The following is a 26,105-nucleotide window of genomic DNA, read 5'->3' on the forward strand; positions in this document are numbered from 1 at the left end:
GCACGTCTTAATGTGGATCGTCAACGTTGCGCTGAAGCGGCCATACACGTTCATCGTGATGGCCATCATGATCCTGTTGGCAACGCCGTTTGCGCTCCTGACAACGCCTGTCGACGTCCTGCCGGAAATCAATATTCCGGTCGTCAGCATCATCTGGACATATACGGGCCTTTCCGCCGAGGACATGGCGAACCGGATAGCCCAGGTCAACGAGCGCAGCCTCACCACAACGGTCAACGACATTGAGCATGTGGAGTCGCAGTCGCTGCCGGGCATCGCCATCCTGAAGGTTTTCCTGCAGCCCAACGCGAACATCCAGACCGCAATTGCACAGACGGTGGCGGTGGAACAGGCGCAATTGAAACAGATGCCGCCGGGCGCCACGCCGCCGCTCGTGCTGAGCTACTCGGCGTCGAGCATTCCGGTGATCCAGCTTGGATTGTCGAGCACGACGCTCTCCGAACAGGACCTGAACGATTCGGCGCTGAACTTCTTGCGCCCGCAACTCGTGACCATTCCGGGCGCGTCGGTGCCGTATCCGTACGGCGGCAAGAGCCGCCTGATTTCCGTCGACCTGAACACGCGCGCGTTGCTGGCAAAAGGGCTCACGCCGTCCGACGTGGTCAGCGCCTTCAACGCGCAGAACCTGATCCTGCCAACGGGTACGGCCAAGATCGGCCCGAAGGAATACACGATCAACATGAACGGGTCGCCTGCGACCATCGCCGCGTTGAACGATATTCCCGTGCGCACGGTGAACGGCGCGACGACTTACCTGCGTGAAGTCGCCCACGTGCGCGATGGTTTTTCTCCGCAGACGAATATCGTGCGCCAGAACGGGCAGCGCGGCGTGCTGATATCGGTCATGAAGAACGGCAGTGCGTCGACGCTGTCCATCGTCAATTCATTGCGCGCCATCTTGCCGAACGCCAAGGCTTCGTTGCCGGAAGACCTCACCATCACGGCGCTCTTCGATCAGTCCGTGTTCGTGAAGGCCGCTGTGCAGGGCGTGATCAAGGAGGCGGTGATCGCAGCCGCGCTCACCGCCGCGATGATCCTGCTTTTTCTCGGCAACTGGCGCAGCACCTGCATCATCGCGATCTCGATTCCGCTGTCCATTCTGTCGTCGCTGCTGGCGCTGCATGCGCTCGGCCAGACCATCAACATCATGACGCTTGGCGGCCTCGCGCTCGCGGTGGGTATCCTGGTGGATGACGCGACGGTGACCATCGAGAATATCGAGCGGCATTTGCACATGGGCACGGACCTGCACGAGGCGATTCTCGAAGGCGCCGGGGAAATCGCGATCCCTGCGCTGGTATCGACCCTGTGTATCTGCATTGTGTTCGTGCCGATGTTCTTCCTCACCGGCGTTGCGAAGTTCCTGTTCGTGCCGCTCGCGGAAGCCGTGGTGTTCGCCATGCTCGCGTCCTACGTGCTCTCGCGTACGCTCGTGCCGACCCTCGCCATGCTGCTGATGGGCCATGCGCACAAGCCCAAGAATGGCGCGAAGCCGAATCTGTTCATGCGCTTGTATCATCGTTTCGATGCCGGCTTCGAACGGATGCGCGCCACTTACATCGTGATCCTGAGCACGCTGCTGGTACGCCGCCGTGTGTTTGCGGCGGGTTTTCTCGGCTTCTGCGTGCTGTCGGTCGGACTTGTTTTCGTGCTCGGCGAAGACTTCTTTCCGAGCGTCGATTCCGGCAATATCCGGCTTCACATGCGCGCTCCCACAGGTACGCGGATCGAAGAAACGGCGCGGCTCGCGGACGACGTTGAACGCGTGGTGCGCGAGGTCGTGCCCGCCGATCAGCTCGGAACCATCCTCGACAATCTCGGCCTGCCTTATAGCGGTATCAATCTCTCATACAGCAACGCTGGAACGATCGGCACGCTCGACGGCGAAATCCAGGTGGCGCTCAAGCCCGACCACGATCCAACCGCGGGTTATGTAGACAAGCTGCGCGCACTGCTGCCGCAACGATTCCCGGGCGTGGACTTCTTTTTCCAGCCAGCGGACATCGTCACGCAGATCCTGAACTTTGGTTTACCGGCCGCGGTCGATGTGCAGATTTCCGGCGCCAACCAGCGCGCCAATTTCGATATCGCCGCGGGTTTGATGAAGCAGATCCGCCAGATCCCCGGTACGGTCGACACCCACATCCAGCAAAAGCTCGATCAGCCGGCGCTTAACCTTCAGATGGACCGCACGCGGCTGCAACAGCTCAACCTGACGGCGAGCAACGTCGCGCAGAACGTGCTGGTATCGCTTTCGGGCAGCTCGCAGACGTCGCCGGGTTTCTGGTTCAACAACCAGAACGGCGTGGAGTATCAGGTCGCGGTGCAGACGCCGCAGTACCAGGTTTCGTCCGTCGACGAATTGCTGCGCACGCCGGTTTCCGGCAGCGCTACGGGTCCAACGCAACTGCTCGGCAACCTCGTGCGGATGTCTCCCCAAAGCCAGTTCGCCGTGGTGTCGCGCTATAACATCAAGCCGGTCATCGACGTATTCGTGAGCGTCGAGGGACGTGACCTGGGCGGCGTCGCCAAGCAGGTGGACAAGCTCGTGGACCAGGCGCGCGCGAAACTGCCGCGCGGCAGTCAGATCACCGTGCGCGGACAGGTCGCGACCATGCGCTCTTCGTTCCTGGGACTGGGCGTGGGCGTTGCCATGGCTATCGTGCTGGTGTACTTGCTGATCGTGGTGAATTTCCAGTCGTGGATCGACCCGCTGATCATCATCAGCGCGTTGCCGGCGGCGCTCGCCGGGATCGTATGGATGCTGTTCCTCACCGGCACCCACCTGAGCGTGCCGGCGCTGACGGGCGCGATCATGACCATGGGTGTGGCGACCGCGAACAGTATCCTGATGGTGTCGTTCGCACGGCAGCGCCTGCAGGCGGGCGCGCCGCCGCTTACCGCTGCGCTCGAAGCCGGCGCGAGCCGGATCCGGCCGGTGCTGATGACGGCTTTTGCAATGATCATCGGCATGATTCCGATGGCGCTGGGTCTCGGCGAAGGCGCCGAGCAAAATGCGCCGCTCGGCCGAGCGGTGATCGGTGGCCTGCTGTTCGCGACCGTGTCCACACTCTTTTTCGTGCCGCTTATTTTTGCGGGCATTCATAGCCGGCTGGCCCGGCGGCACGCGCGTCCGGACGATGACCATGACGATCGCGGCGGCCACGACGGCGCCGGCCATGGCGCCCCCGAACATGCCCCAAGTTAAACCTGCCTGACCGATATCGATATGACCGAAAAAACTCATGCATCGCTGGCGATTCCCGTCAGGGAAACCGAGGACGGCCACGCGTTGCCGCCCCGCAGCCGCGAATGGAAACGCGCCAAGATCGCGGTGGTGATCGTCCTGATCGTGCTTGCGGCGGGCGCTGTGCGTACAGTCGTGTCGAACATGTCGGAAGGGCGCGCGGCGGTCGCAACCTCGCAGCAGAACGCCAAGGTGTACGTGAATGTGATCTCGCCCAAGCCGGCGGAAAACGGCGGCGAGACGGTACTGCCGGGCACCTTGCGCGGCTATGTGGAGTCACCCATTTATGCACGCGCGACGGGATATCTGCTGCATTGGTACGCGGATATTGGCGCACGCGTGAAGCAAGGCCAGTTGCTCGCCACGCTCGATACACCCGAGATCGATCAGGAACTTGCGCAGGCCGTTGCGCAGCGGGACCAGACGGCGTCGAGCCTCGTGCTTGCCAAGAGTTCGTTCACGCGCTGGCAGCAATTGCGTCAACGCGATGCCGTGTCCCAGCAGGAACTCGACGAACGCCAGAGCACCTATAACCAGGGCGTCGCGAATCTCGCGGCGGCGAATGCAAACGTACAGCGCCTGAAGCAGCTGGAGTCGTTCAAGCGCATCGTGGCGCCGTTCACGGGCGTGGTGACGCAGCGCAACGTGGACGTGGGCGATCTTATCGATGCCGGCAGCGGCGCAAGCCGCGCGCTTTTCGCCATGGCGCAGTCCGATCCGTTGCGCGTGTATGTGCAATTGCCGCAGGCCTATGCGCAGAACGTGAAGCCCGGGCAGGACGTGATCGTCACGCAGGCGGAACTGCCGGGGCAGCAGTTCCATGGCAGCATCGCGAATATTTCGGGTGCAATCGACGTCGCCACGCGTTCGCTGCAAGTGGAAGTCCGCTTGCCCAATCCGGACAACAAGCTGCGCCCGGGCGCCTATGTTCAGGTGGCGCTGCCCGGCGTCGCGCGCGCGCCGCTGGTCGTGCCCGGCAACGTGCTGCTGTTTCGCGCCGAAGGGCCGCGGGTTGCCGTGGTCGATGGCAACGGCAAGGTCGTGCTGCGCAAGATCGTGATTGCGCAGGACCTTGGCCGGTCGCTGGAAATCGAAAGCGGCATAGAGCAGAGCGACAAGATCATCATCAATCCCAGCGATTCCATTGCGGACGGCGACCCGGTTCAGATCGCGCCGCCCAAGCCCGTGAAAAAGGGGACGTCGTGATGGCTGTGCGCCGGATCATGCAACTCGGAGCGCTGGCGGCGGGAGCGGTGCTTCTGTCGGCCTGCACGGTCGGGCCCGACTACAAGCGGCCTGTCGCCGAGACGCCGCCCGAGTGGCGCACGGACTCGTATTGGCACGTGGCAGCGCCATCGCACGCGCCGCTTGGCGCTGACTGGTGGACGAGCTACGGCGACACAACGCTCAACGGTTTCGAAGAGCAGGCGCTGGCGCAAAACCAGACCCTTGCCGCCGCGAGCGCGCATTACGCGCAGGCGCGCGCGACGCTTGCCAACAACACAGCGCAACGCTTGCCCGAAGTGGATCTTGGCGCGACCGGCGAACGGGCGCGCATTTCGCAGAACCGCCCGCGTACCAACTACGGCACGCCCACGCAATCGACGGTGCAAAACGACATCAAGGTCGGTCCCACCATCGACTACGACACGGACCTGTTTGGCCGGATTCGCCGCGAGATAGAGAGCGCGACGGCGTCCGCCGAGCAATCCGCCGACGATCTCGCGAACGCGCGCCTCGTGCTGAGCACGGACCTCGCCAGCGATTATTTTTCGATGCGCGAACTCGACGCCGAGATCGACGTGCTGAACCGCTCCGTGGTGCTGCAGCAGAAGGCGCTCGACTATGTGACCACGCAGCACGATCTGGGCTCGGTGTCGGGCCTTGACGTGCTGCAGCAGAAATCTGAACTCGATACCACCCGCGTGCAAGCGCGCCTGTTGCTCAATCAGCGCGCGCAATTCGAACACGCCATCGCCGCGCTGATCGGGATTCCCGCGCCGCAATTCGCGATTGCGCCGAAGGTGATCGATGCAAGCACGCCCGTCATTCCATTGGGTCTGCCGAGCGATCTGCTGCAACGGCGTCCGGATATTGCGTCGGCGGAACGCGCGATGGCCGCCGCGAACGCGCAGATCGGCGTAGCGAAGGCCGCATATTTTCCGAGCCTTGCGCTGACGCCGGGTATCGGCTGGGAAAGCACGCAGTTCGCCAGCCTGCTGAGCGCGCCGACATTGATGTGGACGTTGGGCGCGACCGTTGGCCAGGTGATTTTCGATGGCGGCCGGCGCGCCGCCAACGTCGATTTCGCAAGCGCCGGTTATCAGGCGGCTGAGGCGAACTATCGGCAGACGGTGCTCAATGCATTCCAGCAGGTCCAGGACGGCGTGACGGGTCTATCCGTGCTCGATGCGGCCGCGAAAGAGTCGCAGGAAGCGGTGACCGACGCGCGGCGCTTGTTGCAGCTCGCGAACGACCGCTATTCGGGCGGTCTCGTCGCTTTCCTCGATGTGATCACCGCGCAGCAATCGCTGCTCACGAGCGAGCGTCAGGATGTGCAGATTCACGGGCAGCAACTGACGTTGTCGGTATCGCTGGTGAAGGCGCTGGGCGGCGGATGGGATGTGAACACACCTGTGAATCCCATGGCCGGGGCGAAGTCACCCGCGCCCGCGACGGGCGACACAATGGCGGCGAATCCGCCGCCATCGCAGTGACAGAGCCATTACGTTTCCTATAATGGAAGAACGTACATAAGAAGGCGCGCATGAAACTCCTTATCGTGGAAGACGAACACAAGGTGGTCGACTACCTGCGCTCCGGGTTGACGGAGCAGGGCTGGATAGTCGATGTCGCGCTGGACGGCGAGGAGGGCACGCATCTCGCGATCGAGTTCGACTACGACGTGATCGTGCTGGACGTCATGCTGCCCAAGCGCGACGGTTTCAGCGTGCTGAAGTCGCTGCGGGCGCATAAAGCGACGCCTGTCATCATGCTGACCGCGCGCGACCAGATCAACGACCGCGTGCGCGGCCTGCGCGAAGGCGCCGACGACTATCTGACGAAACCGTTTTCATTCCTGGAACTCGTCGAGCGCCTGCATGCGCTCGCACGGCGCACGCGCGCGCAGGAATCCACGCTGATCTCGCTCGGCGATCTTTATGTGGACCTGATCGGGCGGCGCGCCACGCGCGACGGCATTCGTCTCGACCTGACCGCGAAGGAGTTCCAGTTGCTGAGCGTGCTGGCGCGCCGCCAGGGCGATATTCTTTCGAAGACCGCCATCACGGAACTGGTCTGGGAAGTCAATTTCGACAGCCATACGAACGTGGTGGAAACCGCAATCAAGCGACTGCGCGCGAAGCTCGACGGTCCGTTTCGAACCAAGCTGCTGCACACCGTGCGCGGCATGGGTTACGTTCTCGAGGTCCGCGACGACGCGGCGGCATCATGAACCGATCGATCTCGCGGCGCCTGGCCTTCATGTTCGCGGCGGTCGCGCTGTTTGTGTTTACGCTCGTCGGCACGGGACTCTTTCTGGTCCTGCGCACGCAGCTTGAACAGCACTTGCGCGAATCGCTCGATGACCGCAGCGAGATTGCAAAGATCATCGTCTATCACGCGATCACGCCCGAGAAATGGAAGATGGCGAGCGAACGGCTCGCCGACATGACCCCGCGCGACGGTTACACCCGTTATTCGGTGACGAGCAGCAATCCGGCGTATCAGATCGGGACACCGATGAGCGGGCCCGTAGTCGATCGCTGGCTGGGCGGCTACGAGCGCATCCGGCCGAGCGATGGCAAATGCGACATGCTCGTCAACACGATCGAAATTCCGTCATATGGCGACAGGCCGGCGGTCCAGCTTCAGGTTGGCGCGGGCTATGCGGCGAACACGCGGACCATGCAGGCATTCGGTTTCGCGCTTGCGGCGTTGTCGGCGCTGGGGAGCCTCGGCGTGCTGCTGCTGAGCTATTCCGTCACGCGCATTGGCCTCGCGCCGCTCACGCGTCTCACGCGCGATGCTTCCGCGGTCAGTCCGAACAATCGCTCGCAGCGGCTTAACACGAGTTCGCTGCCGCTTGAATTGAACGATCTTGCCAACTCGTTCAACGGCGCGCTCGAACGCCTGGACGCCGCGTATGGACGCCTCGAATCGTTCAACGCCGACGTTGCGCACGAACTGCGCACGCCGGTCACCATCCTGATCGGGCAGACCGAAGTGGCGCTGACGCGCAACCGCTCGGTGGACGATCTGCGCCAGACGCTGCAATCGAATCTTGAAGAGTTCGGGCGCATGCGGGCGATCATCAACGACATGCTGTTTCTCGCGCGCGCGGATCAGGGCGAACGCGCGACAGGTCTCGTCGACACATCGCTTGCAGCCGAAGTCGCGCATACGCTGGAATTTCTCGAGATACCGCTGGAAGAGGCACAAGTGCGCGCGGTTGCGACCGGCGATGCGCTTGTGCGGGTCAACAAATCCCTGTTCGGCCGCGCGTGCATCAACTTGCTGATGAACGCAATCCAGCATTGCGAGGCGGGATCGAGCATCAGCGTCTCGATTCAGCGTGAAGGCAATCAGGTGCGCGTGGCTGTGGCGAATCCGGGGAAGGCCATCGAACCCGATATCCTCGATCATTTGTTCGACCGGTTTTATCGGGCAGAGGTATCGCGCACGAATAGCCGGGAAAATCACGGATTGGGCCTGGCTATCGTGAAAGCGACGGCTGAAATGCACGGCGGGCAGGTGTTCGCAACGAGCGCGGGCGGGACCAATACGTTCGGGTTTTCGGTGGAAGCATCGGAGATCGTGGATCAACCTCCAAGTCCGTCCGATGTCCGCGTGCAGGAACCGCGTGGCGAAAATACGATGCAGACAGTTTCTGCTGGGCAGTGAGCGAACTGCGGAGCGGTATCTCCATGCGCGATTGCGCGGGCGGATGCAGGAAGATCTGCGCGGTGAAGCTGGGACTGCGCCCCCTCCTCTAATGGTGGAACCCATCCACTCGTTCGCTTGGGTGAGTAGCTTATGCTTCGGTTTTGCCCTGGTCTTCGTTACGCCCATGCCATCGTCCGTGCGCAATTCCCTCGTCTGGATTTTCGAAGCTTTCGAGCGCGATCCCACCTACCTTACCAAGCGGATGTTCGGCAGCGACGCCGCGTATATCGATGGGCTGCTATGCCTCGTTGCCGCCGATCGCGACGAACCATGGAACGGTTTGCTCGTGTGCACATCGCAAGAGCGTCATGCTGCGCTCGTCGATGAAATGCCTGAGTTGCGGCCGCATCCGGTGCTGAAGAAGTGGCTCTACATACCCCAAGCAGATCCGGCGTTCGAAAGCATTGCCGGCAAGATGACCGCGCTTGTGCTCGCGCGCGATCCGCGCGTGGGCGTTGAGCCGAAACCTCGCAAGCGCGGCGTGAAGCCCAGGCTTGCAGCAAGCGAAAAATGACAGCATGGTTTTGGTTCGCCAGCCACGAGGTCGCGTGATGGCGTATCTCGGCACAAAGCGTGTCACCGCCGCTGCGATCCGATTTAGCTATCACATCATTAAATACTCGGATTGTTCGGCTATGACTCGGCCCTTATAGTGTTTCCAACAGCCAAAATATCTAAAAGGAGACACGATGAACCAGATCGATCTGGCGGGACGAACCGTGGTGATTACCGGCGGCGCGCGCGGTATCGGTTATGCGGTGGCGCAGCGCGCGTTGGCGTCGGGCGCGGAGGTCGCATTGTGGGACATCGACGGCGAGCGGCTCGAGCGCGCACGCGGTGAACTCTCGAAGGGCGGGAAGGTCAGCACTGCGGTGGTCGAACTGACCGAGGAAGTATCGGTTGAACAGGCGGTTCGGCAGACGTTGGAAACCCATCGCAAGATCGACGTGCTGATCAACTGCGCGGGTATAACAGGTGGCAACGGCACGACATGGGAGCTTGCACCCGATGTATGGCGGCGCGTGATCGACGTGAACCTGATCGGCCCGTATCTGACTTGCCGCGCAATCGTGCCGCACATGCTTAAGGAAGGCTATGGGCGCATCGTCAACATCGCCTCCGTGGCAGGCAAGGAAGGCAACCCGAATGCGTCGCACTATAGTGCTTCGAAGGCGGGTCTTATCGGACTGACGAAGTCGCTGGGCAAGGAACTCGCCACGCGCGGGATCCTGGTGAACGCGGTGACGCCTGCCGCCGCCAAGACCGAGATTTTCGATTCGATGTCGCAGCAGCACATCGACTACATGCTCTCCAAGATCCCGATGAACCGCTTCCTTCTGCCTGAGGAAGCGGCCTCGCTGATCTTGTGGCTCAGTTCCGAGGATTGTGCGTTCAGCACGGCGTCCGTATTCGATCTGTCGGGCGGCCGCGCAACTTATTGAAACGCGCGTGTTGTGGGCGGGCACGCTCACGTTGTAGCAAACAACAAAATCCGGAGACACGCATGAGCGATCACGCCAATGCGGAGGACGCCGTCACCGCTCGCGTGATGCGCCGTCTGCTGCCGTTTCTGCTGCTGATGTACATGCTGGCGTTTCTCGATCGGGCGAACATTGGCTTTGCCCAGAAAGCGCTTCAGCACGATACGGGCTTATCGAACGCCGCCTTCGCATTCGGCGCGGGCGTGTTCTTCGTGGGCTATGCGCTCTTCGAAGTGCCGAGCAACCTGTTGCTGCATCGGGTGGGCGCGAAGCTCTGGATGTGCCGCATCATGGTGACGTGGGGGCTGGTATCGGCGGCCATGGCGTTCGCGCATACGGCCACGGCGTTCTATGTCCTGCGCTTCGCGCTCGGCGTGGCGGAAGCGGGCTTTTTCCCGGGCATTGTCTACTACCTCACGCAATGGTTTCCGCAATCCGCGCGGGCACGTGCGTTGGGCGTGTTTTATTTTGGCGCGCCACTCGCATTCATCTTTGGCAGTCCGCTGTCTGGCGCGTTGCTCGACTTGCATGGCGCGCTGGGTTTTGCCGGATGGCAGTGGCTCTTTCTGGTTGAAGGCGTACTTGCTTCGCTGGTTGGCGTATGGGCATTCTGGTATCTCGACAACAACCCATCCAGGGCTCGCTGGCTCAATGCGTCACAACGTGACTTGTTGATCTCGCGACTCGCTCATGATGCACAGACCGCGTCCGCGCATGGTCCTCGTTCCGTGCTTGCAGCATTGGTCGATCCCCGGGTGCTGATCCTGTCGGCGGCGTATTTCCTGATCCAGATGTCCGTGTATGGCGTGATCTTTTACTTGCCGCAGCAAGTGGCTGCGCTGATGCGCGCGCACGTCGGCGCGAAGGTCGGTTTCGTGACGGCAATTCCGTGGCTGTGCGCCGTGCTCGTGACGTGGATTGTGCCGCGTTTTGCCGACCGTCATGCTCAGCACCGGCGTCTGGCCGTTGTTTTGCTCGTGGTGGCGGGCCTGGGCATCGCGATATCTGGACTCGCGGGTCAACCGCTGATTGCCCTGATTGCGCTGTGTTTCGCGGCCAGCGGGCTGATTGCCGCGCAACCGCTCTTCTGGACCTTTCCCACGCACTATCTGACAGGCGCTGCGGCGGCGGGCGCGATTGCACTCATCAACTCGCTCGGCAGCCTCGGCGGATTTGTTGCGCCCATGGTCCGCACGAGCGCCGAGCGCGCCTACGATTCGACCAGCGCCGGGCTTGTGCTGCTCGGCCTCGTTGCCGTGCTCGCGGCGGTTGCGATCATCGTGTTCGTGCGGCCTGCGCGAACCTCTGCTTACACGCCTGGCGAAAGCGCCAAGGTATCCTGAACATCAGCATTCGAACGGAGTCCGATCATGTCCATGCCCACCATTCGCCACGTCCGCGCTTTTACCGTGCGAGGCGGTGGCGCTGATTATCACGACCAGGGCGCCGATCACTGGATCGATGATCACGTCTCCACGCCAATGGCGCGTTACCCTGAATACCGCCAAAGCCGGCAATCGTTCGGGCTCAACGTACTCGGCTCGCTCGTGGTCGAGATCGAGGCGAGCGATGGCACGGTTGGCTTCGCGGTGACCACGGGCGGCGAGATCGGCGCGTTTATCGTGGAGAAGCATCTGGCTAGATTTCTTGAGGGCCAGCGTGTGACCGACATTGAAAAGATGTGGGACCAGATGTATTTCGCTACGCTCTATTACGGGCGCAAGGGCATTGTGCTCAACGCTATATCGGGCGTGGATCTCGCATTGTGGGACCTGCTCGCGAAGGTGCGCAAGGAGCCGGTGTTTCACCTGCTGGGCGGTCCCGTTCGCGACGAACTGCAATTCTATGCAACCGGCGCGCGCCCGGATCTGGCGAAGGAGATGGGGTTTATTGGCGGGAAAATGCCTTTGCAGCATGGACCGGCGGAGGGCGAAGAAGGGCTCGCGAAGAACATCGCGAAACTCGCCGACATGCGCGCCAAGGTGGGCGACGATTTCTGGCTGATGTTCGATTGCTGGATGAGCCTCGACCTCAACTATGCAACGCGTCTCGCGCACGCGGCAAAAGAATACGGCCTGAAGTGGATTGAAGAAGCGCTGCCGCCCGACGACTATTGGGGTTACGCCGAACTGCGCCGTTCGGTGCCGCGCGGCATGATGGTGACAACAGGCGAGCATGAAGCCACGCGCTGGGGTTTTCGCATGCTGTTTGAAATGGGTTGCGCCGATCTCGTGCAGCCTGACGTTGGATGGTGCGGCGGTATCACCGAACTGATCAAGATATCGGCGCTCGCCGACGCGCATAACGTGCTTGTGGTGCCGCATGGTTCATCGGTGTATAGCTATCACTTTGTTGTCACACGCCATAACTCGCCGTTCGCCGAGTTCCTGATGATGGCGCCCAAGGCCGATGAAGTCGTGCCCATGTTCAACCCGCTTCTGCTCGATGAACCCGTGCCCGTGAACGGCCGGATGAAAGTGCCGGAGACGCCCGGCTTCGGCGTGCGTCTCAATCCTGAATGCACGTTGACGCGTCCTTATTCACACTGAAACACTGAGACACTGAGCAATTGAGGTCAATCGTGCTGCTCGAGAAAAAAGTGGTGATCGTGACCGGCGGATCGCGAGGTATCGGCCGCGCCATTGCGGTGGCTTGCGCGCAGGAAGGCGCGGACATCGTGCTGAATTACTGGGGCGATAACGACCGCTCGTATGGGCGCTTATCGGCCGTGGAAGAAGTGACGCGCGAAATAGAAGCGCTCGGCCGCCGCGTGATCGCGGTGGAAGGCAATGTGGCGGAGCGCGAGACGGGTATCGAACTCGTGAAACATGCCGTCGATGCGTTCGGTCATGTCGATGTTCTCGCAAGCAACGCCGGCATCTGCCCGTTTCACGCGTTTCTCGACATGCCGGCATCGGTATATGAAGCGACAGTCGGCGTGAACCTGAACGGCGCGTTCTACGTCACGCAAGCGGTCGCGAACCAGATGAAGTTGCAGGGAACGGGCGGTGCGATCGTCGCCACGAGTTCTATCAGCGCGCTTGTTGGCGGCGCGATGCAGACGCATTACACGCCGACCAAAGCAGGCGTGCATTCGTTGATGCAATCATGCGCGATTGCGTTGGGACCGTACGGCATTCGCTGCAACTCGGTCATGCCCGGCACGATTGCCACGGACTTGAACGCGGAAGATCTCGCCGATACCGCCAAGCGCGCATACATGGAAAAGCGTATTCCGCTGGGACGTCTGGGACAGCCTGAGGACGTGGCTCAGTGCGTGACATTTCTAGCGTCCGACCGCGCGCGTTACGTAACGGGCGCTTCGCTACTGGTCGACGGCGGCCTGTTCGTCAACCTTCAGTGAACGAACCGGCCGAGTATTTACGCAGCAATGCAATGCAGTACTCGGCGGGTTCGCTGAGCGTTTCATGTTTGCGTCGCAGCAAGCCGAAACCCGAAAGACTCTTGCCAATTTCGATGGGCAATTCGACCAGCAAATGGGTGCGCAAGTAGTCGCGCACGACGGACTCGGGCAGCATGGAAACGGCGTCGCTGTTTTGCAGGAGTTGCAGCGTGGCGAAGATCGACGCGCATTCAACAACGTTGGAAGGCGATGCAAGCTTGGCGCGAGCCAGTTCTTCTTCGAACAGGCCGCGAGCCGGACTCGTGATCGGTTGCAGAATCCACGGCCACGAAATCAGCGCGTCGAGTGCGAGCGATGTCTCGGCACCAAGCGCATGCCCGGCGCGCACGACAAGCCGCATTGCTTCACGCGAGAGCGGTTCGAAGTCGAAGTCGTTATGTTGCAGTGGCGTGGTGAGGCGGCCGAGTGCGAGATCCACTTCACGCCTGTGCAGCAGTTGCACGACCTGGTCGCTGGTCTCGCCAAGAATGCGAACGTTGAGCAGCGGCCGTTCGCTCTTGAGTTCCGCAATGGCCATGGCGAGCACATCGGGCGCGGCGCCCATGATCGCGCCCACGGTAAGTTGCCCGTGTCCGCCACGCCGCTTGTTTTCGAGGTCGGCGGCAAAGCGCGTCAGGTCGGCAAGCGCCCGGCGAGCGTAGGCGAGCGTGGTAACGCCAAGCGGTGTGGGCTGCATGCCGCGTGCGTTGCGCTCGAAGAGGAGAAAGCCGAACGCTTCTTCTATGTCGCTCAGCATCCGGCTCGCGCTCGGTTGCGCAACGTTGATGGCAACGGCTGCCTGATGCAGGTTGCGCGCGTCATCGAGCGCGACCAGAAGCGCAAGATGCTTGAACTTGAGTCGATTGACGAGGGCGATCTGAGACACGTTCTGGGTCATTGGGACTCCGTTGCGGAACGCCATCATGCGATCCGGTTTTGCGATCGGCTGATCCTGACTTCGGATTGTCATGTTATCAGCCGGCGAATTATAGTCGTAGCCAAAAGACGCATTCGACCGGTTGCATGCAGCCGGTCCAACACAACTAAAAGGCAGGCCGCAATGGAGACAATTGCGTTCAGGATGACCCTCAAACCGGGCATGCGCGATGCATACGAGCGGCGTCATCGTGAGATCTGGCCAGAATTGGCGCATGCGCTGACGCACGCCGGGGTCCGCGATTACTGGATCTTTCTCGACGAAACCAGCGGACAGCTTTTCGCCACGCTCAAGCGCGCGCCCGGTCATGCCATGGATGACCTTCCGGATTTGCCCGTGATGCGCAAATGGTGGGACAGCATGGCCGAACTCATGGAAACGAATCCCGATCGATCGCCGGTGCAAACCGCGCTCGTCCCGGTTTTCCATTTACCCTGACCGCGCTTTTGCGCCGGTGGCTTACCCGCACGAGGACATATCCATGCAGGTTGTCGATCCGCACATTCATCTTTGGGACTTGAAGACGCATCACTATCCGTGGCTGGCGAATCCGGGAAAGTCGTTCGTGGGCGACGCGCGTGAGTTGAAGCACGACTATCTGATCAACGACTTCCTGAGTGAAACCGGGCCGGTGCAGGTGCTGAAGATCGTGCATGTGGATGCCAATCATGACCCGGATGATCCGGTCGAGGAAACGCGCTGGCTGCAGGAAATCGCCGATAACGAAGGGCGCGGCATGCCGGACGCAATCGTGGCAGGCGCTGACCTGTCGGCGAAAAACGCGGATGAAATACTCGCAGCACATGCGGCGTTCCGGAACACGCGCGGCATTCGTCAGATACTGAATGTGCATTCGAATCCGCTATACAACTACGTGAGGCGGCACTTCATGCGCGACGCGCAATGGCGCAAGAATTTCGGGCTGCTGAAGCACTATTCGATGTCGTTTGATTTGCAGTTGTATCCGTCGCAAATGCACGAAGCGGCTTCTTTGGCGCAGGAGCATCACGAGATTCAGTTCATCGTGAATCATGCGGGCATGTGCGTGGATCGCGATCCCGCTGAAGGTAAAGCGCAATGGCGCGACGGCATGCGCGCGCTCGCGGCATGCCCGAACGTAGCGGTAAAGATCAGCGGCCTGGCGATGTTCGATCACGCGTGGACCGTCGAAAGCTTTCGTCCCCATGTGCTCGAAACCATTGACGTGTTTGGCTGCGACCGGTCGATGTTCGCGTCGAACTTTCCAGTCGACCGGTTGTTTGCGTCGTACGAAGCTCTGTGGAATGCATATGCGTTCCTTGTGAAGGATTTCAGCGATACAGAAAAAGAAGCGCTCTTTACAAGTAACGCAGAGCGAATCTATCGCATCTGAAGGAGACAGGCATGGGCACGAATCAATCGCCGCGGCTCGAATTGAGGCACGCGAGCAAATCGTTCGGGCGCGTGCGCGCGCTCGGCGACGGCAGCCTCGCGTTATGGCCGGGCGAAGTGCATGCGCTGCTTGGCGAAAATGGCGCCGGGAAATCGACGCTCGTCAAACTGCTTGCCGGCGTCTATCAACCGGACTCGGGCGAACTGCGGGTCGATGGTGTTGCGCGTACATTTGCAAATCCCGCCGAAGCGCGCGACGCCGGGCTTGCCGTGATCTATCAGGAACCCACGTTGTTCGCAGACCTCTCGATTGCCGAAAACATCTACATGGGGCGTCAGCCACGGGATCGTATTGGACGCATTCGCTACGACGAAATGAATCGCGAAGTCGATGCGCTGCTGCAATCGCTCGGCGTGAATCTGCGCTCGGAGCGGCTGGTCCGCGGTTTGTCGATTGCCGATCAGCAAGTGGTGGAGATAGCGAAGGCGTTGAGCCTGAATGCGAATGTGCTCATCATGGACGAGCCCACGGCGGCATTGTCGTTGACTGAAGTCGAACGGCTGTTTGCAATCGTGCGCGCGTTGCGTGAGCGCGATGCCGCCATCTTGTTCATCACGCATCGGCTGGATGAGGTCTTTGCCTTGACGCAACGCCTGACGATCATGCGCGACGGCATGAAGGTCTTCGACGCAATGACCGCCGACATGACCATAGACTCCATTGTGAGCAAGATGGTCGGACGCGATCTCGATACGTTCTATCCGAAGGCCGACGTCGCGCCGGGCGAGGTTCGCCTCTCGGTGCGTGGCCTCACGCGAGATGGCGTGTTCAAGAACGTATCCTTCGAGGTACACGCGGGCGAAATCGTGGCGCTGGCGGGACTGGTCGGCGCGGGACGCAGCGAAGTCGCGCGCGCGATCTTCGGCATCGATCCGGTGGACGCGGGCGAAGTAAAGATCGCGGGCAAGCCGCTGCAACTCGGCCGTCCGCAGGTGGCGGTTCGCGCGGGACTCGCGCTCGTGCCGGAGGATCGGCGGGCACAAGGTCTTGCGCTGGAATTGAGCATTGCGCGCAACGCGTCGTTGACCGTGCTCGGCCGGCTGGTCAGGCACGGGTTGATATCGGCGCGTAGTGAATCCACCTTGGCCTCCGATTGGGGCAAGCGCCTGCGCCTCAAGGCAAGCGATCTCGACGCCCCCGTTGGCACGCTGTCCGGCGGCAATCAGCAAAAGGTCGTGCTCGGAAAGTGGCTTGCGACAGGGCCGAAAGTGCTGATCATCGACGAACCCACGCGCGGTATCGACGTCGGCGCCAAGGCGGAAGTTTATCGCACGCTCGCTGAGTTGGTGAAGGAAGGCATGGCAGTCCTGATGATTTCGAGCGAGTTGCCCGAAGTGCTCGGCATGGCCGACCGTATTCTGGTCATGCACGAAGGGCGGATCAGCGCGGAGATTGCGCGTGCCGAAGCCAACGAGGAGCGCGTCATGAGCGCGGCGCTCGGCGCTTCGCCCTCCACGCTGGGGAAGGCCGCATGATGACCCGGCATTCTTCCGCAATGCCAGCCGTGCACGCGCCAAAACGGAGACGCCGCAACGTGTTTGCGGACCTCGTTCGCAGCCGTGAGGCGACGCTGTTTGTCGTGCTGGCCGCGCTGGTCGCGGCCACTGCGGCGGTCAAGCCGGAGTTTCTCAATCTGCAGAACCTGCGTGACGTGCTGCTCAACGTATCGATCATCGGTTTGCTGACCGCCGGCATGACCGTTGTGATGCTGATGCGGCACATCGACTTGTCGGTGGCGTCGGTGGTTGGCGTGAGCGCGTACTCCGTTGGCAGTCTTTATGTAATGTTCCCGCACATGCCGATTGTGGTCGCGATGCTTGCTGGCATTTTGATAGGCTTTGTGATCGGCGCGGTGAACGGGACGCTCGTGACCTTCGGGCGCGTGCCCTCGCTGGTCGCCACCCTGTCCACGCTCTACATTGTGCGCGGCGCCGATTACGCATGGGTTCACGGCGGCCAGATCAACGCAACCAGTCTTCCCGACGCCTTCTCGCGCATCGCAACCGGCTCGTTGCTGGGTGTTCCGAACCTCGTGCTGATTGCCGTGGTGGTGCTGGTCGCGATCGGCATTTATCTCAAGCAGTATCGCGGTGGCCGCGAGCATTACGCGATCGGTTCCAACCCCGAGGCCGCGCGTCTCGCGGGCATTCAGGTCGAGCGCCGCGTGATGATCGGCTTCTTGTTGTCGGGGGCTATCGCGGGCCTCGCGGGCGTCTTGTGGCTCGCCCGTTTCGGTACCGTCGATGCCAGCACGGCGAAGGGCATAGAACTGCAGGTCGTGGCCGCAGCGGTCGTCGGCAGCGTGGCGATCACGGGTGGCGTGGGTACCATCATGGGCGCGACGCTCGGCGCGCTTGTGCTGGGCGTCATCAACATCGCGCTGGTGGTGCTGCGCGTGTCACCTTTCTGGCAACAGGCAATTCAAGGCGCGCTGATCGTTGCGGCGATCGCGCTCGACACAATGCTGGCGCGCTCGGTTGCGCGCCGCATGATGAGGAAACGCGATCATGGCTAAACCCGATTCCGCGCTCGCGCTCACCCGGCGCCGGCATCTTTCGTGGGAGACCATGCTCGTGGCGGTGCTCGTGCTTGCACTGGTCCTCGGTCGCATCTTGTCGCCCATGTTCCTGTCGAGCGCGAACCTTTCCAACATGCTCGCCGACTTCACCGAGATCGCGTTGATTGCCTTGCCGATGACGCTGATCATTGTCGCGGCCGAAATCGATTTGTCGGTGGCGTCGGTGCTGGGCGCATCGAGCGCGCTGATGGGCGTGCTCTGGCACATGGGCCTGCCCATGCCGCTCGTGATTGCCATCGTGCTCGTGGCTGGGACGCTGGCGGGGCTCTTCAACGGCCTTGTGATCGTGCGCTTCAATCTGCCTTCGCTTGCGGTCACCATCGGCACGCTGGCGCTGTTTCGCGGGCTTGCCTACGTGCTGCTCGGCGATCAGGCCGTCGCCGATTTCCCCGCGTCCTACACCGCGTTTGGCATCGACACCATCGCGGCTTTCCTGCCAATGCCCTTCGTGCTCGTGATCGTGGGTGCAATCATTTTCACGGTGCTGCTGCAGGCCACGCCCTTTGGGCGCAGCCTTTACGCAATCGGCGCGAATCCGGTGGCCGCGCAGTTTTCCGGTATCGATGTCGCCCGCACGAAGATCAAGCTTTTCATGCTTTCGGGCGCGATGAGTGCGCTCGCGGGCATCGTCTATACATTGCGTTTTACGAGCGCGCGAGGTGACAACGGCGAAGGCTTCGAGCTGTCGGTGATCGCGGCCGTACTATTCGGCGGCGTGAGTATTTTCGGCGGACGAGGGTCGATGATCGGTGTGCTTCTGTCCTTGCTGATCATCGGCGTGTTGCGCAATGCGCTGACTTTATCCGATGTCTCCAGCGAGACGCTGACCATTGTGACGGGCGGTTTGTTGTTGTCGTCGGTGCTGATTCCGAATCTTGTTGCACGTTGGCGTGTCATGCGCGAAAAGCGCCTGATGACGCGGACGCTTTGATGAAAGTTGGCTTTTAAAACCAGCGTGAAGACTCCAGCAAAACGGAGCGGCGCGCGACATCAGGAGACACAGGCATGTTCAAACCCTTGAAATCATTTCGCGGCCCGGTGCTATGCGCCGCGTTGATCGCGGTCTCTGCGGCGGCCGCCATTCCGATTGGCGCGAGCGCCGCCGATCTCAAGAAGGACCTGAAGATCGCATTCCTGCCCAAGCAGATCAACAACCCCTATGAAGTCATAGCCGACGACGGCGGCCTCGCGGCCATCAAGGAGATGGGCGGGCAGGGCAAGGTGGTCGGGCCGTCGGATGCGGGCGCGTCTTCGCAGGTGCAATACATCAACACGCTGATCACGCAGCGTCAGGACGCTATCGTGGTGGCCGCCAACGATGCAAACGCCGTCGTTCCCTACCTGAAAAAAGCGATGGGGCAAGGCATCAAGGTGGTGACGTTCGACTCCGATACCGCGCCCGATGGCCGCCAGATTTTCGTGAACCAGGCGAATTCGGAATCGATTGGCCGTGGACAGATCCAGCTATTGTCGAAACTGGTGGGCGGCGAGGGCGAGTTCGCGATTCTTTCGGCCACGCCCAACGCGACCAACCAGAACACCTGGATCAAGTACATGCAGGAGGAACTGAAGAAGCCGGAATATTCGAAGCTCAAGCTCGTGAAGATCGCCTACGGCAATGACGACGACCAGAAATCGTTCGTCGAGACGCAAGGCTTGCTGCAGGCCTATCCGAACCTGAAGGGCATCATCTCTCCCACTACGGTCGGGATAGCGGCCGCGGCGCGCTATATCTCGACCTCGCCGGCGAAAGGCAAGGTGATGGTGACGGGCCTCGGCACGCCGAACCAGATGCGCGCGTTCGTGAAGAACGGCACCGTGCAGGCGTTCCAGTTGTGGGATCCGGGTCAACTCGGTTATCTCGCGGCGTACGCGGCAGCCAACCTTGCGTCGGGCACGATCACCGGCAAGGAAGGTGACAGCTTCGAGGCAGGCAAGCTTGGCAAGCGCACGGTAGGCAAGAGCGGTGAAGTCGTGCTTGGACCGCCGACGACCTTCGATTCATCGAATATCGATAATTTCAACTTCTAGGAGGCAATGGCCCGAAAGGGGCGATATTGCGCAAGGCAACGTCGCCCCTTCAGACTGACCTGGCAGCCTGACATGCCTGAAGCCGGCGGATGAGATGGTCCTAGCTCAACCAGGCAAACCGGCGGCTTCAAACCCTGTAGAACTCTATATCCTGCCCGGCGTGCACAGCGCGCTTCAACCATTCCGGCATTTCGCCTTCCCCATCCCACGTGTCGCCGCTTGCATTTCTGAATACCGGCGTCGCGCCATTGGCGTTTTCCGGCATTTGAGGCATTGAAGGCAACGCACGCTTTGGAGCGTTCGAACTCTTCGTGAGCGGGGGAGGAGTAACGGAAGCCTGTGCTTCGGCCAACGCTTCGGCCAAGGCTGTTTCGGAAATGCCGAACTCAGCCATTCGGCTGCGCAAATAGGCAATGATGCTGTCTCGCTTTCTTTCGTCCACGGCTGTCCTGATTCAGCTTTTACTTTCTTGAAGGCGAGCCATCTGCCCGCGCGGACCGGGGCGGCTCGAGGAATAAGTGGGTTGACTAAAATCGTGGCGCGCTGAATGGCGCGCGTCAATTAGTGTAATACCGCAAATCACCGCTTTACTCGCAATAACCAGACTCAACCAAAATAGGTCGATGCGAATACGGTTCTACAAACTGGTTGCTGTGGTTCGGATCGGTGCGAAGCGTCAAGTTGCCGATTCAGCGGCTGAAAGCTCACGACCAGATCGGTGCACGACTGGCGGCTGGTCAGGTTTCGTGAACACCTTCAACTCAGCCGCTAATTTAACAATTTGTCCCTACAACCGCGGGCGCCACACGGAAATGATAGCGCCGAATGCCGCTATTGTATGCCTAAATCATTTTAACGATTATGCTGCTCGCCCGGTAATTCCGCGCCGTGGGCGCGAATTGCCGCAATCAGTTCCGCCGGCGTGATTTCATAGCGCACTTCACGATGGATCCCGGCCTTCCTTTCATCGATTTCAATCAGCAGTACCGCCTTGCCATCGGCAGCCGGTTCGAGACGCAACGTGCGTACTTCCTGACCGGTTGCTTCATCACGCTCCGTCAGCAAGGTCATGGATCCTGTGGCGGGACTTCTTGCCATTCTCTCTCTCCCTTCCGATATCCGACATCTTATTGTCGCGACCTTTCGACTGGCTTTGCATGCGCGATGCTGCAACGCCTGCCATGAATGAGCATGGCACTAAAAGCGGGCATGAGGCGGCAAGCCGTGAGATCGCCGACCTCATTATTGCTTGTCAAAACGATACCCGTCCAGTATCGCAACGCGTGTTCGCTGCGCCGCTTTGCGTTCGAGTTATGTGCACGATAGGTGCAAGATCCGCTGCGCAAAACGGCGCGGCTTCACGCGACACTTTACAAAGCAGCGAGCGCGGCGCGCGCCTGCGCCGTGATTTCGAACGAGCGCAGCCGTGCGGCGTGATCGTAGATCTGCGCCGTGACAATCAATTCGTCGGGTTGCGTCTGCTCGATCAGCGAGGCGAGGCCCGCTTCCACCTCCCGCTGATCTCCGATCACCGAGCATGCAAGGGAATGGTCGACGCCCGCGCGTTCGGCGTCGTTCCACGGAACCTGTTTCACGGGCGGCGGCAACTGCCCCGGCGTGCCGCGCCGCAGGTTGATGAACTGCTGCTGCAAGGATGTGAACAGAAATTCCGCCTCGTCCGTGGTGTCGGCGGCGAAGACGTTTACGCCGACCATCGCATAAGGACGATCAAGCTGTTTCGACGGGCGGAATTGCGTCCGATACACCTGCAATGCGGTCAGCAGATAATCTGGCGCGAAATGCGAGGCGAACGCGAACGGAAGCCCGAGCGCCGCGGCAAGTTGCGCGCTGAAGGTCGACGAACCCAGCAGCCAGATGGGCACTTCCAGCCCCGCGCCCGGCACGGCGCGCACCCGCTGGCCCTCCACCGGCTCGGCGAAAAAGCGCTGCAGTTCCACGACGTCATCGGGGAAATTGTCCGCGCTGCCCTGCAGGTCACGGCGCAGCGCGCGGGCTGTCGTCTGGTCGGTGCCGGGCGCGCGCCCAAGGCCCAGGTCGATACGCCCTGGAAACAGCGACGCGAGTGTGCCGAACTGTTCCGCGATCACGAGCGGCGCGTGGTTCGGCAACATGACGCCGCCGGAGCCGACGCGAATCGTGCTGGTGCCCGCGGCAACGTGTCCGATCACAACGGACGTCGCGGCGCTCGCGATGCCCGTCATGTTGTGATGTTCGGCCAGCCAGAACCGGAGATAGCCGAGCTTTTCCGCGTGTTGCGCAAGTTCGCGCGAATGGCGAAAGGCGTCGGCGGCGGTCGATCCGGCGGGAATCGGGGAGAGGTCGAGAACTGAAAAGGGGATCATTGCGGCTTCCATGACTTCGAGCTGGGGCGGTGCGGGCATGCGTGCGAGTCGGCATCCGGTTATTTGGCGCGAAAGATGCGCAATGCCCGAACGCAGGCGACTCGGCTTACGACCCGGAAACACGCGCCGTGAACGCGTGGGTAAACGCCGATTGTGCCGAAAGTCCTGAAAGTCTGCCGTGACCGCAGTCAGGCGAGGCGGGGATAGCCGCGCTGCGCGGCGTCGTTTTCGAGGTCGAGAATGACCGAGTAATCGTCGAGCGGACGCTGGGCGAAGCCAGCGAGCTTGAGCCGCCTGGCCAGTGGAGGATCTTCTTCGATCACACTCGCCAGCGCGATTCGCACTGCGCTGATTCCATCGGGCGGAACGTCTTTCGATGCAATCAGCGGCAAGCCGGGCGACGCCGCCGTCACGCCGATCGTAACCACGCCGCTCGCAAGCGCCGGAAGATATTCCTGCACAAACGCGAAGCTAATGCAGTCGATGGCGGCGATATCGGCGCGATTGTCCAGCAGCGCTTCGAGCGAGGCGAGATGTCCGCCCGTTTCGATCACCGACGCAAAGAACGCACGGCCATTGGCAAACGGCGCAACCGCATGACGCAGCAGGTTCATGCCGCTGTTGGAATCGTCGCTGTTGTATGCGGCGCGCAGGCCGCGACTGCTTTCCAGAGATGTCACGCCCGCCGCCTTGCGTGCGACCAATACACTCCGATAATCCCCATTCGCGCAGCCATCGACGGAAAAAATCGGGGTCGCGACAAGTTGTACGCGATCATTGAGCGCGTGCATCAATGGATAACCGCAGGTTTGCGTGAGGAGGACATCGCCGCGCAGCCAGAATTCGGTCAGCGAGGTACTGGGATGGATGACTTCGAACGAGTCGCCGCGCGCTTCGAGCCACGGCCGCACATGGCGCCGCACATGGTCCAGCAATGTGCGCCAGTCGGCCGCGAGCGCTGGCGTGACGTTGTACATCGGTAAAGCCGCGAGCCAGTTCATGCGGATTCGTTTTCCGGCGGTTTATGCGTGATTACACCGCTTGCGCGACGCCGGACTTCGCGTCCTTGGCGGCGTCGCGTTCTGCGAGAGCGATCCGGTCCGCGCGCGCGTGCAGCGGATGCAACGCCGGCGCGACTGGCTTCACGCCATGCCTGACCACCCATTCCCGATAGCCCCGCACGACAAACCCGCCATTGCGCTGCAGATACGCGTCTCGATCGCCATGATAGATCGCCGATAATGCGAACCACGGCGCGCCCGGCAAATCATGATGAACCGAATGGAAATTGTTGTTCAGGAACAGCAGGCGCCAGAACCACGAGGCTTCGTTGATGACGGTGCGTTCGCTGATCTTATCGGCTGCGCGATGTTCCTGGAACGAGCGGATCGCGCTCAATGCGAGCGCCGGATATCCGACCGCGAACACAAGAACAAGAGGGCTGATGCCGCAATAATGGTCGAGCCACGTCATGAGCGCGCCGAGCAACGCCAGATGCAGCGCCCACGCGCCAGCCATCCGGACATTCCCGCGCGCAATGTCCACGATCGCCGACCCAAGGGTAGACGCGATCGAAAACAGCGGCGCGAGCAAGAGGCGTCCGAAGAAGGTATTGCGCAACGTCAACAGGCCGCGCACCACGATACCCGCTTCGCGCCAACGTCCGGCCGACACGAAGTAGGTTTCCGGATCCAGATCGGGATCGGTGAGATGAACGTCGTCGTGATGGCGCAGATGCGATTCGCGATACACCGCGTAAGGAAACCACACGGCAAGCGGCGCAATGCCGAACAGCGCGTTGATCAGCGGAAAGCGTGTCGGATGACCATGCAGCAACTCGTGCTGAAGTGACAGATAAAGGCAGGACAGCACGGCGAGAATCCCGGCGGCTATGGGAAGGCCAAGGAAGCGCGCGTTGAGCGCCGTGCCGAACCATCCGCAATACAGAGCCACGATCAGCAGCCACGTCGGCCACTCGCTGCGCCAGCGCCACGAAGCGCGAAGCTGATGGATCTTCCGGCGTTGAGCGTCGTCGATGTAAAGACTCATGGGAATTCGGTGACGGATCGAGCCACGATCTTAGCGTCGGGCCGTCGCGCGCCAAACCAAGCAATCCCGCTAAGCTTGTTCCGATGTGAAGAATCTTCTTATTCCGCTGAGCGCCGGTCGGCTACTCTGGAAGCTGTAAGCGTTTAGTAGGCATCTTTCCTGCTCCTTCGATGCAACCCCGCTTTTTAAAGCGAGCGGCCGCGTCCATCCGGACATGGCAAAACAAGACGGCGCCCCGTTGGCCGATGGCTGGCGAACGCCGCACGGAGCATGCGATGCCGCAAGAACACGAAGCACGGGAACAAAACGACAAAGCGGGTTCCGATTCTCCGCACCTCGACGGCGACGAAAAAGCACAAGCCGCCGAGCATTCCTCCCCGCACGCGCTTGTCATCCACGAGATCGTGCGCGAGGAAGGCGAGACCGCCATGGACCGCACTTTTTTCGCGCTTGCATGGTCGGCGCTTGCGGCGGGTTTATCGATAGGCTTTTCGTTTCTCACGCAGGCCACGCTTTTGAGCGCATTGCCCGATGAACCCTGGCGCGACCTGGTGGCATCGTTTGGATACACGATTGGTTTCGTGATCGTGATTCTCGGGCGCCAGCAGCTGTTCACAGAAAGCACGCTCAGCGCCGTGTTGCCGGTACTCACACGCCGCGACCTGAAGACGTTGTTGAAGACCTTCCGCCTCTGGGCAATCGTGCTGACTTTCAACCTGATCGGAACGATCATCTTCGCCGCGATCCTGCAGATCCACGGCGTCTTTCCGGACGATGTCGTCGAGTCGCTCGGAAAACTGGCGCAGCTACCGCTTTCCGCGAGTTTCGGCGTAACCGTCGTGCGCGCGATATTCGCCGGATGGTTGATCGCATTGATGGTGTGGCTTTTGCCAAGCGCGCGTTCGGCGCGTTTCCTGACTATCCTGCTGATCACATATACGGTTGCCGTGAGCAAGCTCTCGCACGTGATCGCGGGATCAGTGGAAACGTCCTACGCGGTCATGACCGGTGCCGCGAGCATTCGCGACTACCTGCTGGTCTTTCTGGCGCCGACGTTTATCGGCAATATGATCGGCGGGATTTCGCTCGTGGCGATCGTCAACCACGCGGCCATTGCGCCCGAGATTGAATAAGCGTGGTGCTCGACAGACCCGCGGTCACGTCACTACGCCAACAACACCAACAATAAACAACAAACGCGCGTGCGTGCGCGATGGCGAAAGCGGCGCGGTCACGCCGCTTTCGCCCAAAGCCTGTTGGTCGACCTTTTGCGCCCCGAAGCGGGACCGCCAGGCGGTTGTGAAAATGAATCGAGTACTTTCTTCAGCGCGTCGATGCGCCGCCTTTGCGCCGGAACCAGCACGTGCTCACCGCTGACCGCGGCGAGCCGTTCGCGCCAATAGTCCACGTTAAGCGCGCCTGCGGGTTTCTGGCTCATCGCGCGCAACTGGCCGATTGCGCGTTCAATGTGCTGAAGTTCCGCGTCTGCATGCGACGATGTTTTAAGGCCCCCTGATGCTGCACCGTTTTTGCTTTTCATCTGTGCCACCATTTTTGCCGGTGTACTGCCGCGCGCTGTCACTTCTCCGATGACATGGCCCGTTGTGCGTCGTCCGGCT

Annotated in this window: 24 protein-coding genes; 17 read left to right on the forward strand and 7 right to left on the reverse strand. The window is 61.2% G+C overall.

Annotated elements, in window-relative coordinates; translation table 11 throughout:
• The first annotated feature begins 10 nt into the window (after nucleotides 1-10).
• The 10 genes from AWB64_RS08650 (at nucleotide 11) to lra1 (ending at nucleotide 13,057) form a co-directional block, all read left to right on the forward strand.
• Nucleotides 11-3,229, forward strand: coding sequence for an efflux RND transporter permease subunit (locus AWB64_RS08650; RefSeq protein WP_060818267.1), 3,219 nt, complete (start codon nucleotides 11-13; stop codon nucleotides 3,227-3,229).
• Between the two features lie 21 nt (nucleotides 3,230-3,250).
• Nucleotides 3,251-4,474: an efflux RND transporter periplasmic adaptor subunit gene (locus AWB64_RS08655; RefSeq protein WP_060818268.1), complete on the forward strand. Its 1,224-nt coding sequence runs from the start codon at nucleotides 3,251-3,253 to the stop codon at nucleotides 4,472-4,474.
• Nucleotides 4,474-5,985, forward strand: a complete 1,512-nt coding sequence (locus AWB64_RS08660) for an efflux transporter outer membrane subunit (RefSeq protein ID WP_060818269.1) — start codon at nucleotides 4,474-4,476, stop codon at nucleotides 5,983-5,985. The genes AWB64_RS08655 and AWB64_RS08660 overlap by 1 nt, the downstream gene beginning before the upstream one ends.
• A 50-nt stretch (nucleotides 5,986-6,035) precedes the next feature.
• Nucleotides 6,036-6,722: a heavy metal response regulator transcription factor gene (locus AWB64_RS08665; protein WP_060818270.1), complete on the forward strand. Its 687-nt coding sequence runs from the start codon at nucleotides 6,036-6,038 to the stop codon at nucleotides 6,720-6,722.
• A complete protein-coding gene (locus AWB64_RS08670; RefSeq protein ID WP_082850399.1) occupies nucleotides 6,719-8,170 on the forward strand; it encodes a heavy metal sensor histidine kinase in 1,452 nt (483 codons plus the stop codon). The genes AWB64_RS08665 and AWB64_RS08670 overlap by 4 nt, the downstream gene beginning before the upstream one ends.
• A gap of 166 nt (nucleotides 8,171-8,336) precedes the next feature.
• Nucleotides 8,337-8,726, forward strand: a complete 390-nt coding sequence (locus tag AWB64_RS08675) for a hypothetical protein (RefSeq protein ID WP_060818428.1) — start codon at nucleotides 8,337-8,339, stop codon at nucleotides 8,724-8,726.
• 175 nt (nucleotides 8,727-8,901) lie between these two features.
• A complete protein-coding gene (locus AWB64_RS08680) occupies nucleotides 8,902-9,654 on the forward strand; it encodes an SDR family NAD(P)-dependent oxidoreductase (protein ID WP_060818271.1) in 753 nt (250 codons plus the stop codon).
• 62 nt (nucleotides 9,655-9,716) lie between these two features.
• Nucleotides 9,717-11,036: an MFS transporter gene (locus AWB64_RS08685; RefSeq protein ID WP_060818272.1), complete on the forward strand. Its 1,320-nt coding sequence runs from the start codon at nucleotides 9,717-9,719 to the stop codon at nucleotides 11,034-11,036.
• 27 nt (nucleotides 11,037-11,063) lie between these two features.
• Nucleotides 11,064-12,242, forward strand: coding sequence for an L-rhamnonate dehydratase (gene rhmD / locus AWB64_RS08690; RefSeq protein WP_060818273.1), 1,179 nt, complete (start codon nucleotides 11,064-11,066; stop codon nucleotides 12,240-12,242).
• 32 nt (nucleotides 12,243-12,274) lie between these two features.
• Nucleotides 12,275-13,057: an L-rhamnose 1-dehydrogenase Lra1 gene (gene lra1 / locus AWB64_RS08695; protein WP_060818274.1), complete on the forward strand. Its 783-nt coding sequence runs from the start codon at nucleotides 12,275-12,277 to the stop codon at nucleotides 13,055-13,057.
• Here the strand turns inward: lra1 and AWB64_RS08700 are convergent.
• A complete protein-coding gene (locus AWB64_RS08700) occupies nucleotides 13,044-13,994 on the reverse strand; it encodes a LysR family transcriptional regulator (RefSeq protein WP_060818429.1) in 951 nt (316 codons plus the stop codon). The two genes, lra1 and AWB64_RS08700, sit on opposite strands and share 14 nt — an antisense overlap.
• A 162-nt stretch (nucleotides 13,995-14,156) precedes the next feature.
• On the opposite strand from AWB64_RS08700, the gene AWB64_RS08705 reads away from it, so the two are divergent.
• The 6 genes from AWB64_RS08705 to rhaS all read left to right on the forward strand — a co-directional run bounded on the left by AWB64_RS08705 (nucleotide 14,157) and on the right by rhaS (nucleotide 20,074).
• Nucleotides 14,157-14,471 carry an L-rhamnose mutarotase gene (locus tag AWB64_RS08705; RefSeq protein ID WP_060818275.1) on the forward strand — a complete coding sequence of 105 codons (315 nt, stop codon included), beginning with the start codon at nucleotides 14,157-14,159 and terminating at the stop codon, nucleotides 14,469-14,471.
• A gap of 43 nt (nucleotides 14,472-14,514) precedes the next feature.
• The gene (locus tag AWB64_RS08710) at nucleotides 14,515-15,405 is read left to right on the forward strand and encodes an amidohydrolase family protein (RefSeq protein WP_060818276.1); all 891 of its coding nucleotides are present in this window, start codon (nucleotides 14,515-14,517) and stop codon (nucleotides 15,403-15,405) included.
• Nucleotides 15,406-15,416: 11 nt separating this feature from the next.
• The gene (locus AWB64_RS08715; RefSeq protein WP_060818277.1) at nucleotides 15,417-16,940 is read left to right on the forward strand and encodes a sugar ABC transporter ATP-binding protein; all 1,524 of its coding nucleotides are present in this window, start codon (nucleotides 15,417-15,419) and stop codon (nucleotides 16,938-16,940) included.
• The gene (locus AWB64_RS08720) at nucleotides 16,940-17,980 is read left to right on the forward strand and encodes an ABC transporter permease (protein WP_060818278.1); all 1,041 of its coding nucleotides are present in this window, start codon (nucleotides 16,940-16,942) and stop codon (nucleotides 17,978-17,980) included. The genes AWB64_RS08715 and AWB64_RS08720 overlap by 1 nt, the downstream gene beginning before the upstream one ends.
• Nucleotides 17,973-18,974 (forward strand): ABC transporter permease, encoded by a 1,002-nt coding sequence (locus tag AWB64_RS08725; RefSeq protein WP_060818279.1) that lies wholly within the window; start codon nucleotides 17,973-17,975, stop codon nucleotides 18,972-18,974. The genes AWB64_RS08720 and AWB64_RS08725 overlap by 8 nt, the downstream gene beginning before the upstream one ends.
• Nucleotides 18,975-19,048: 74 nt before the next feature.
• Nucleotides 19,049-20,074 (forward strand): rhamnose ABC transporter substrate-binding protein, encoded by a 1,026-nt coding sequence (gene rhaS / locus AWB64_RS08730; RefSeq protein WP_060818280.1) that lies wholly within the window; start codon nucleotides 19,049-19,051, stop codon nucleotides 20,072-20,074.
• Between the two features lie 127 nt (nucleotides 20,075-20,201).
• Here the strand turns inward: rhaS and AWB64_RS08735 are convergent, their stop codons facing one another.
• The 5 genes from AWB64_RS08735 to AWB64_RS08755 all read right to left on the reverse strand — a co-directional run bounded on the left by AWB64_RS08735 (nucleotide 20,202) and on the right by AWB64_RS08755 (nucleotide 24,486).
• The gene (locus tag AWB64_RS08735; RefSeq protein WP_060818281.1) at nucleotides 20,202-20,516 is read right to left on the reverse strand and encodes an H-NS family nucleoid-associated regulatory protein; all 315 of its coding nucleotides are present in this window, start codon (nucleotides 20,514-20,516) and stop codon (nucleotides 20,202-20,204) included.
• A gap of 410 nt (nucleotides 20,517-20,926) precedes the next feature.
• Entirely contained in the window at nucleotides 20,927-21,172 is a 246-nt protein-coding gene (locus AWB64_RS08740) for a hypothetical protein (protein ID WP_060818282.1), read from the reverse strand.
• Nucleotides 21,173-21,444: 272 nt separating this feature from the next.
• Nucleotides 21,445-22,437, reverse strand: a complete 993-nt coding sequence (locus tag AWB64_RS08745) for an LLM class flavin-dependent oxidoreductase (protein WP_060818283.1) — start codon at nucleotides 22,435-22,437, stop codon at nucleotides 21,445-21,447.
• Between the two features lie 188 nt (nucleotides 22,438-22,625).
• Complete coding sequence (locus AWB64_RS08750; protein ID WP_060818284.1) at nucleotides 22,626-23,438, reverse strand: phosphate/phosphite/phosphonate ABC transporter substrate-binding protein; 813 nt, start codon at nucleotides 23,436-23,438, stop codon at nucleotides 22,626-22,628.
• A gap of 31 nt (nucleotides 23,439-23,469) precedes the next feature.
• Nucleotides 23,470-24,486, reverse strand: a complete 1,017-nt coding sequence (locus tag AWB64_RS08755) for a fatty acid desaturase (protein ID WP_060818285.1) — start codon at nucleotides 24,484-24,486, stop codon at nucleotides 23,470-23,472.
• 275 nt (nucleotides 24,487-24,761) lie between these two features.
• On the opposite strand from AWB64_RS08755, the gene AWB64_RS08760 reads away from it, so the two are divergent.
• Entirely contained in the window at nucleotides 24,762-25,619 is an 858-nt protein-coding gene (locus AWB64_RS08760) for a formate/nitrite transporter family protein (protein WP_060818430.1), read from the forward strand.
• Between the two features lie 98 nt (nucleotides 25,620-25,717).
• Here AWB64_RS08760 and AWB64_RS08765 read toward each other — a convergent pair whose 3' ends face one another.
• Complete coding sequence (locus AWB64_RS08765; protein WP_060818431.1) at nucleotides 25,718-26,026, reverse strand: hypothetical protein; 309 nt, start codon at nucleotides 26,024-26,026, stop codon at nucleotides 25,718-25,720.
• Nucleotides 26,027-26,105 lie beyond the last annotated feature (79 nt).

The organism is Caballeronia sordidicola (assembly GCF_001544455.2).
GTDB classification, from domain to species: Bacteria; Pseudomonadota; Gammaproteobacteria; order Burkholderiales; family Burkholderiaceae; genus Caballeronia; species Caballeronia sordidicola.

Coding starts and splice junctions, on each gene's coding strand:
- AWB64_RS08650 (WP_060818267.1), top strand. CDS start 11: ATGTGGATCGTCAACGTTGCGCTGAAGCGGCCATACACGTTCATCGTG.
- AWB64_RS08655 (WP_060818268.1), top strand. CDS start 3,251: ATGACCGAAAAAACTCATGCATCGCTGGCGATTCCCGTCAGGGAAACC.
- AWB64_RS08660 (WP_060818269.1), top strand. CDS start 4,474: ATGGCTGTGCGCCGGATCATGCAACTCGGAGCGCTGGCGGCGGGAGCG.
- AWB64_RS08665 (WP_060818270.1), top strand. CDS start 6,036: ATGAAACTCCTTATCGTGGAAGACGAACACAAGGTGGTCGACTACCTG.
- AWB64_RS08670 (WP_082850399.1), top strand. CDS start 6,719: ATGAACCGATCGATCTCGCGGCGCCTGGCCTTCATGTTCGCGGCGGTC.
- AWB64_RS08675 (WP_060818428.1), top strand. CDS start 8,337: ATGCCATCGTCCGTGCGCAATTCCCTCGTCTGGATTTTCGAAGCTTTC.
- AWB64_RS08680 (WP_060818271.1), top strand. CDS start 8,902: ATGAACCAGATCGATCTGGCGGGACGAACCGTGGTGATTACCGGCGGC.
- AWB64_RS08685 (WP_060818272.1), top strand. CDS start 9,717: ATGAGCGATCACGCCAATGCGGAGGACGCCGTCACCGCTCGCGTGATG.
- rhmD (WP_060818273.1), top strand. CDS start 11,064: ATGTCCATGCCCACCATTCGCCACGTCCGCGCTTTTACCGTGCGAGGC.
- AWB64_RS08700 (WP_060818429.1), bottom strand. CDS start 13,994: ATGACCCAGAACGTGTCTCAGATCGCCCTCGTCAATCGACTCAAGTTC.
- AWB64_RS08705 (WP_060818275.1), top strand. CDS start 14,157: ATGGAGACAATTGCGTTCAGGATGACCCTCAAACCGGGCATGCGCGAT.
- AWB64_RS08710 (WP_060818276.1), top strand. CDS start 14,515: ATGCAGGTTGTCGATCCGCACATTCATCTTTGGGACTTGAAGACGCAT.
- AWB64_RS08715 (WP_060818277.1), top strand. CDS start 15,417: ATGGGCACGAATCAATCGCCGCGGCTCGAATTGAGGCACGCGAGCAAA.
- AWB64_RS08720 (WP_060818278.1), top strand. CDS start 16,940: ATGACCCGGCATTCTTCCGCAATGCCAGCCGTGCACGCGCCAAAACGG.
- AWB64_RS08725 (WP_060818279.1), top strand. CDS start 17,973: ATGGCTAAACCCGATTCCGCGCTCGCGCTCACCCGGCGCCGGCATCTT.
- rhaS (WP_060818280.1), top strand. CDS start 19,049: ATGTTCAAACCCTTGAAATCATTTCGCGGCCCGGTGCTATGCGCCGCG.
- AWB64_RS08740 (WP_060818282.1), bottom strand. CDS start 21,172: ATGGCAAGAAGTCCCGCCACAGGATCCATGACCTTGCTGACGGAGCGT.
- AWB64_RS08745 (WP_060818283.1), bottom strand. CDS start 22,437: ATGATCCCCTTTTCAGTTCTCGACCTCTCCCCGATTCCCGCCGGATCG.
- AWB64_RS08750 (WP_060818284.1), bottom strand. CDS start 23,438: ATGAACTGGCTCGCGGCTTTACCGATGTACAACGTCACGCCAGCGCTC.
- AWB64_RS08755 (WP_060818285.1), bottom strand. CDS start 24,486: ATGAGTCTTTACATCGACGACGCTCAACGCCGGAAGATCCATCAGCTT.
- AWB64_RS08760 (WP_060818430.1), top strand. CDS start 24,762: ATGCCGCAAGAACACGAAGCACGGGAACAAAACGACAAAGCGGGTTCC.
- AWB64_RS08765 (WP_060818431.1), bottom strand. CDS start 26,026: ATGAAAAGCAAAAACGGTGCAGCATCAGGGGGCCTTAAAACATCGTCG.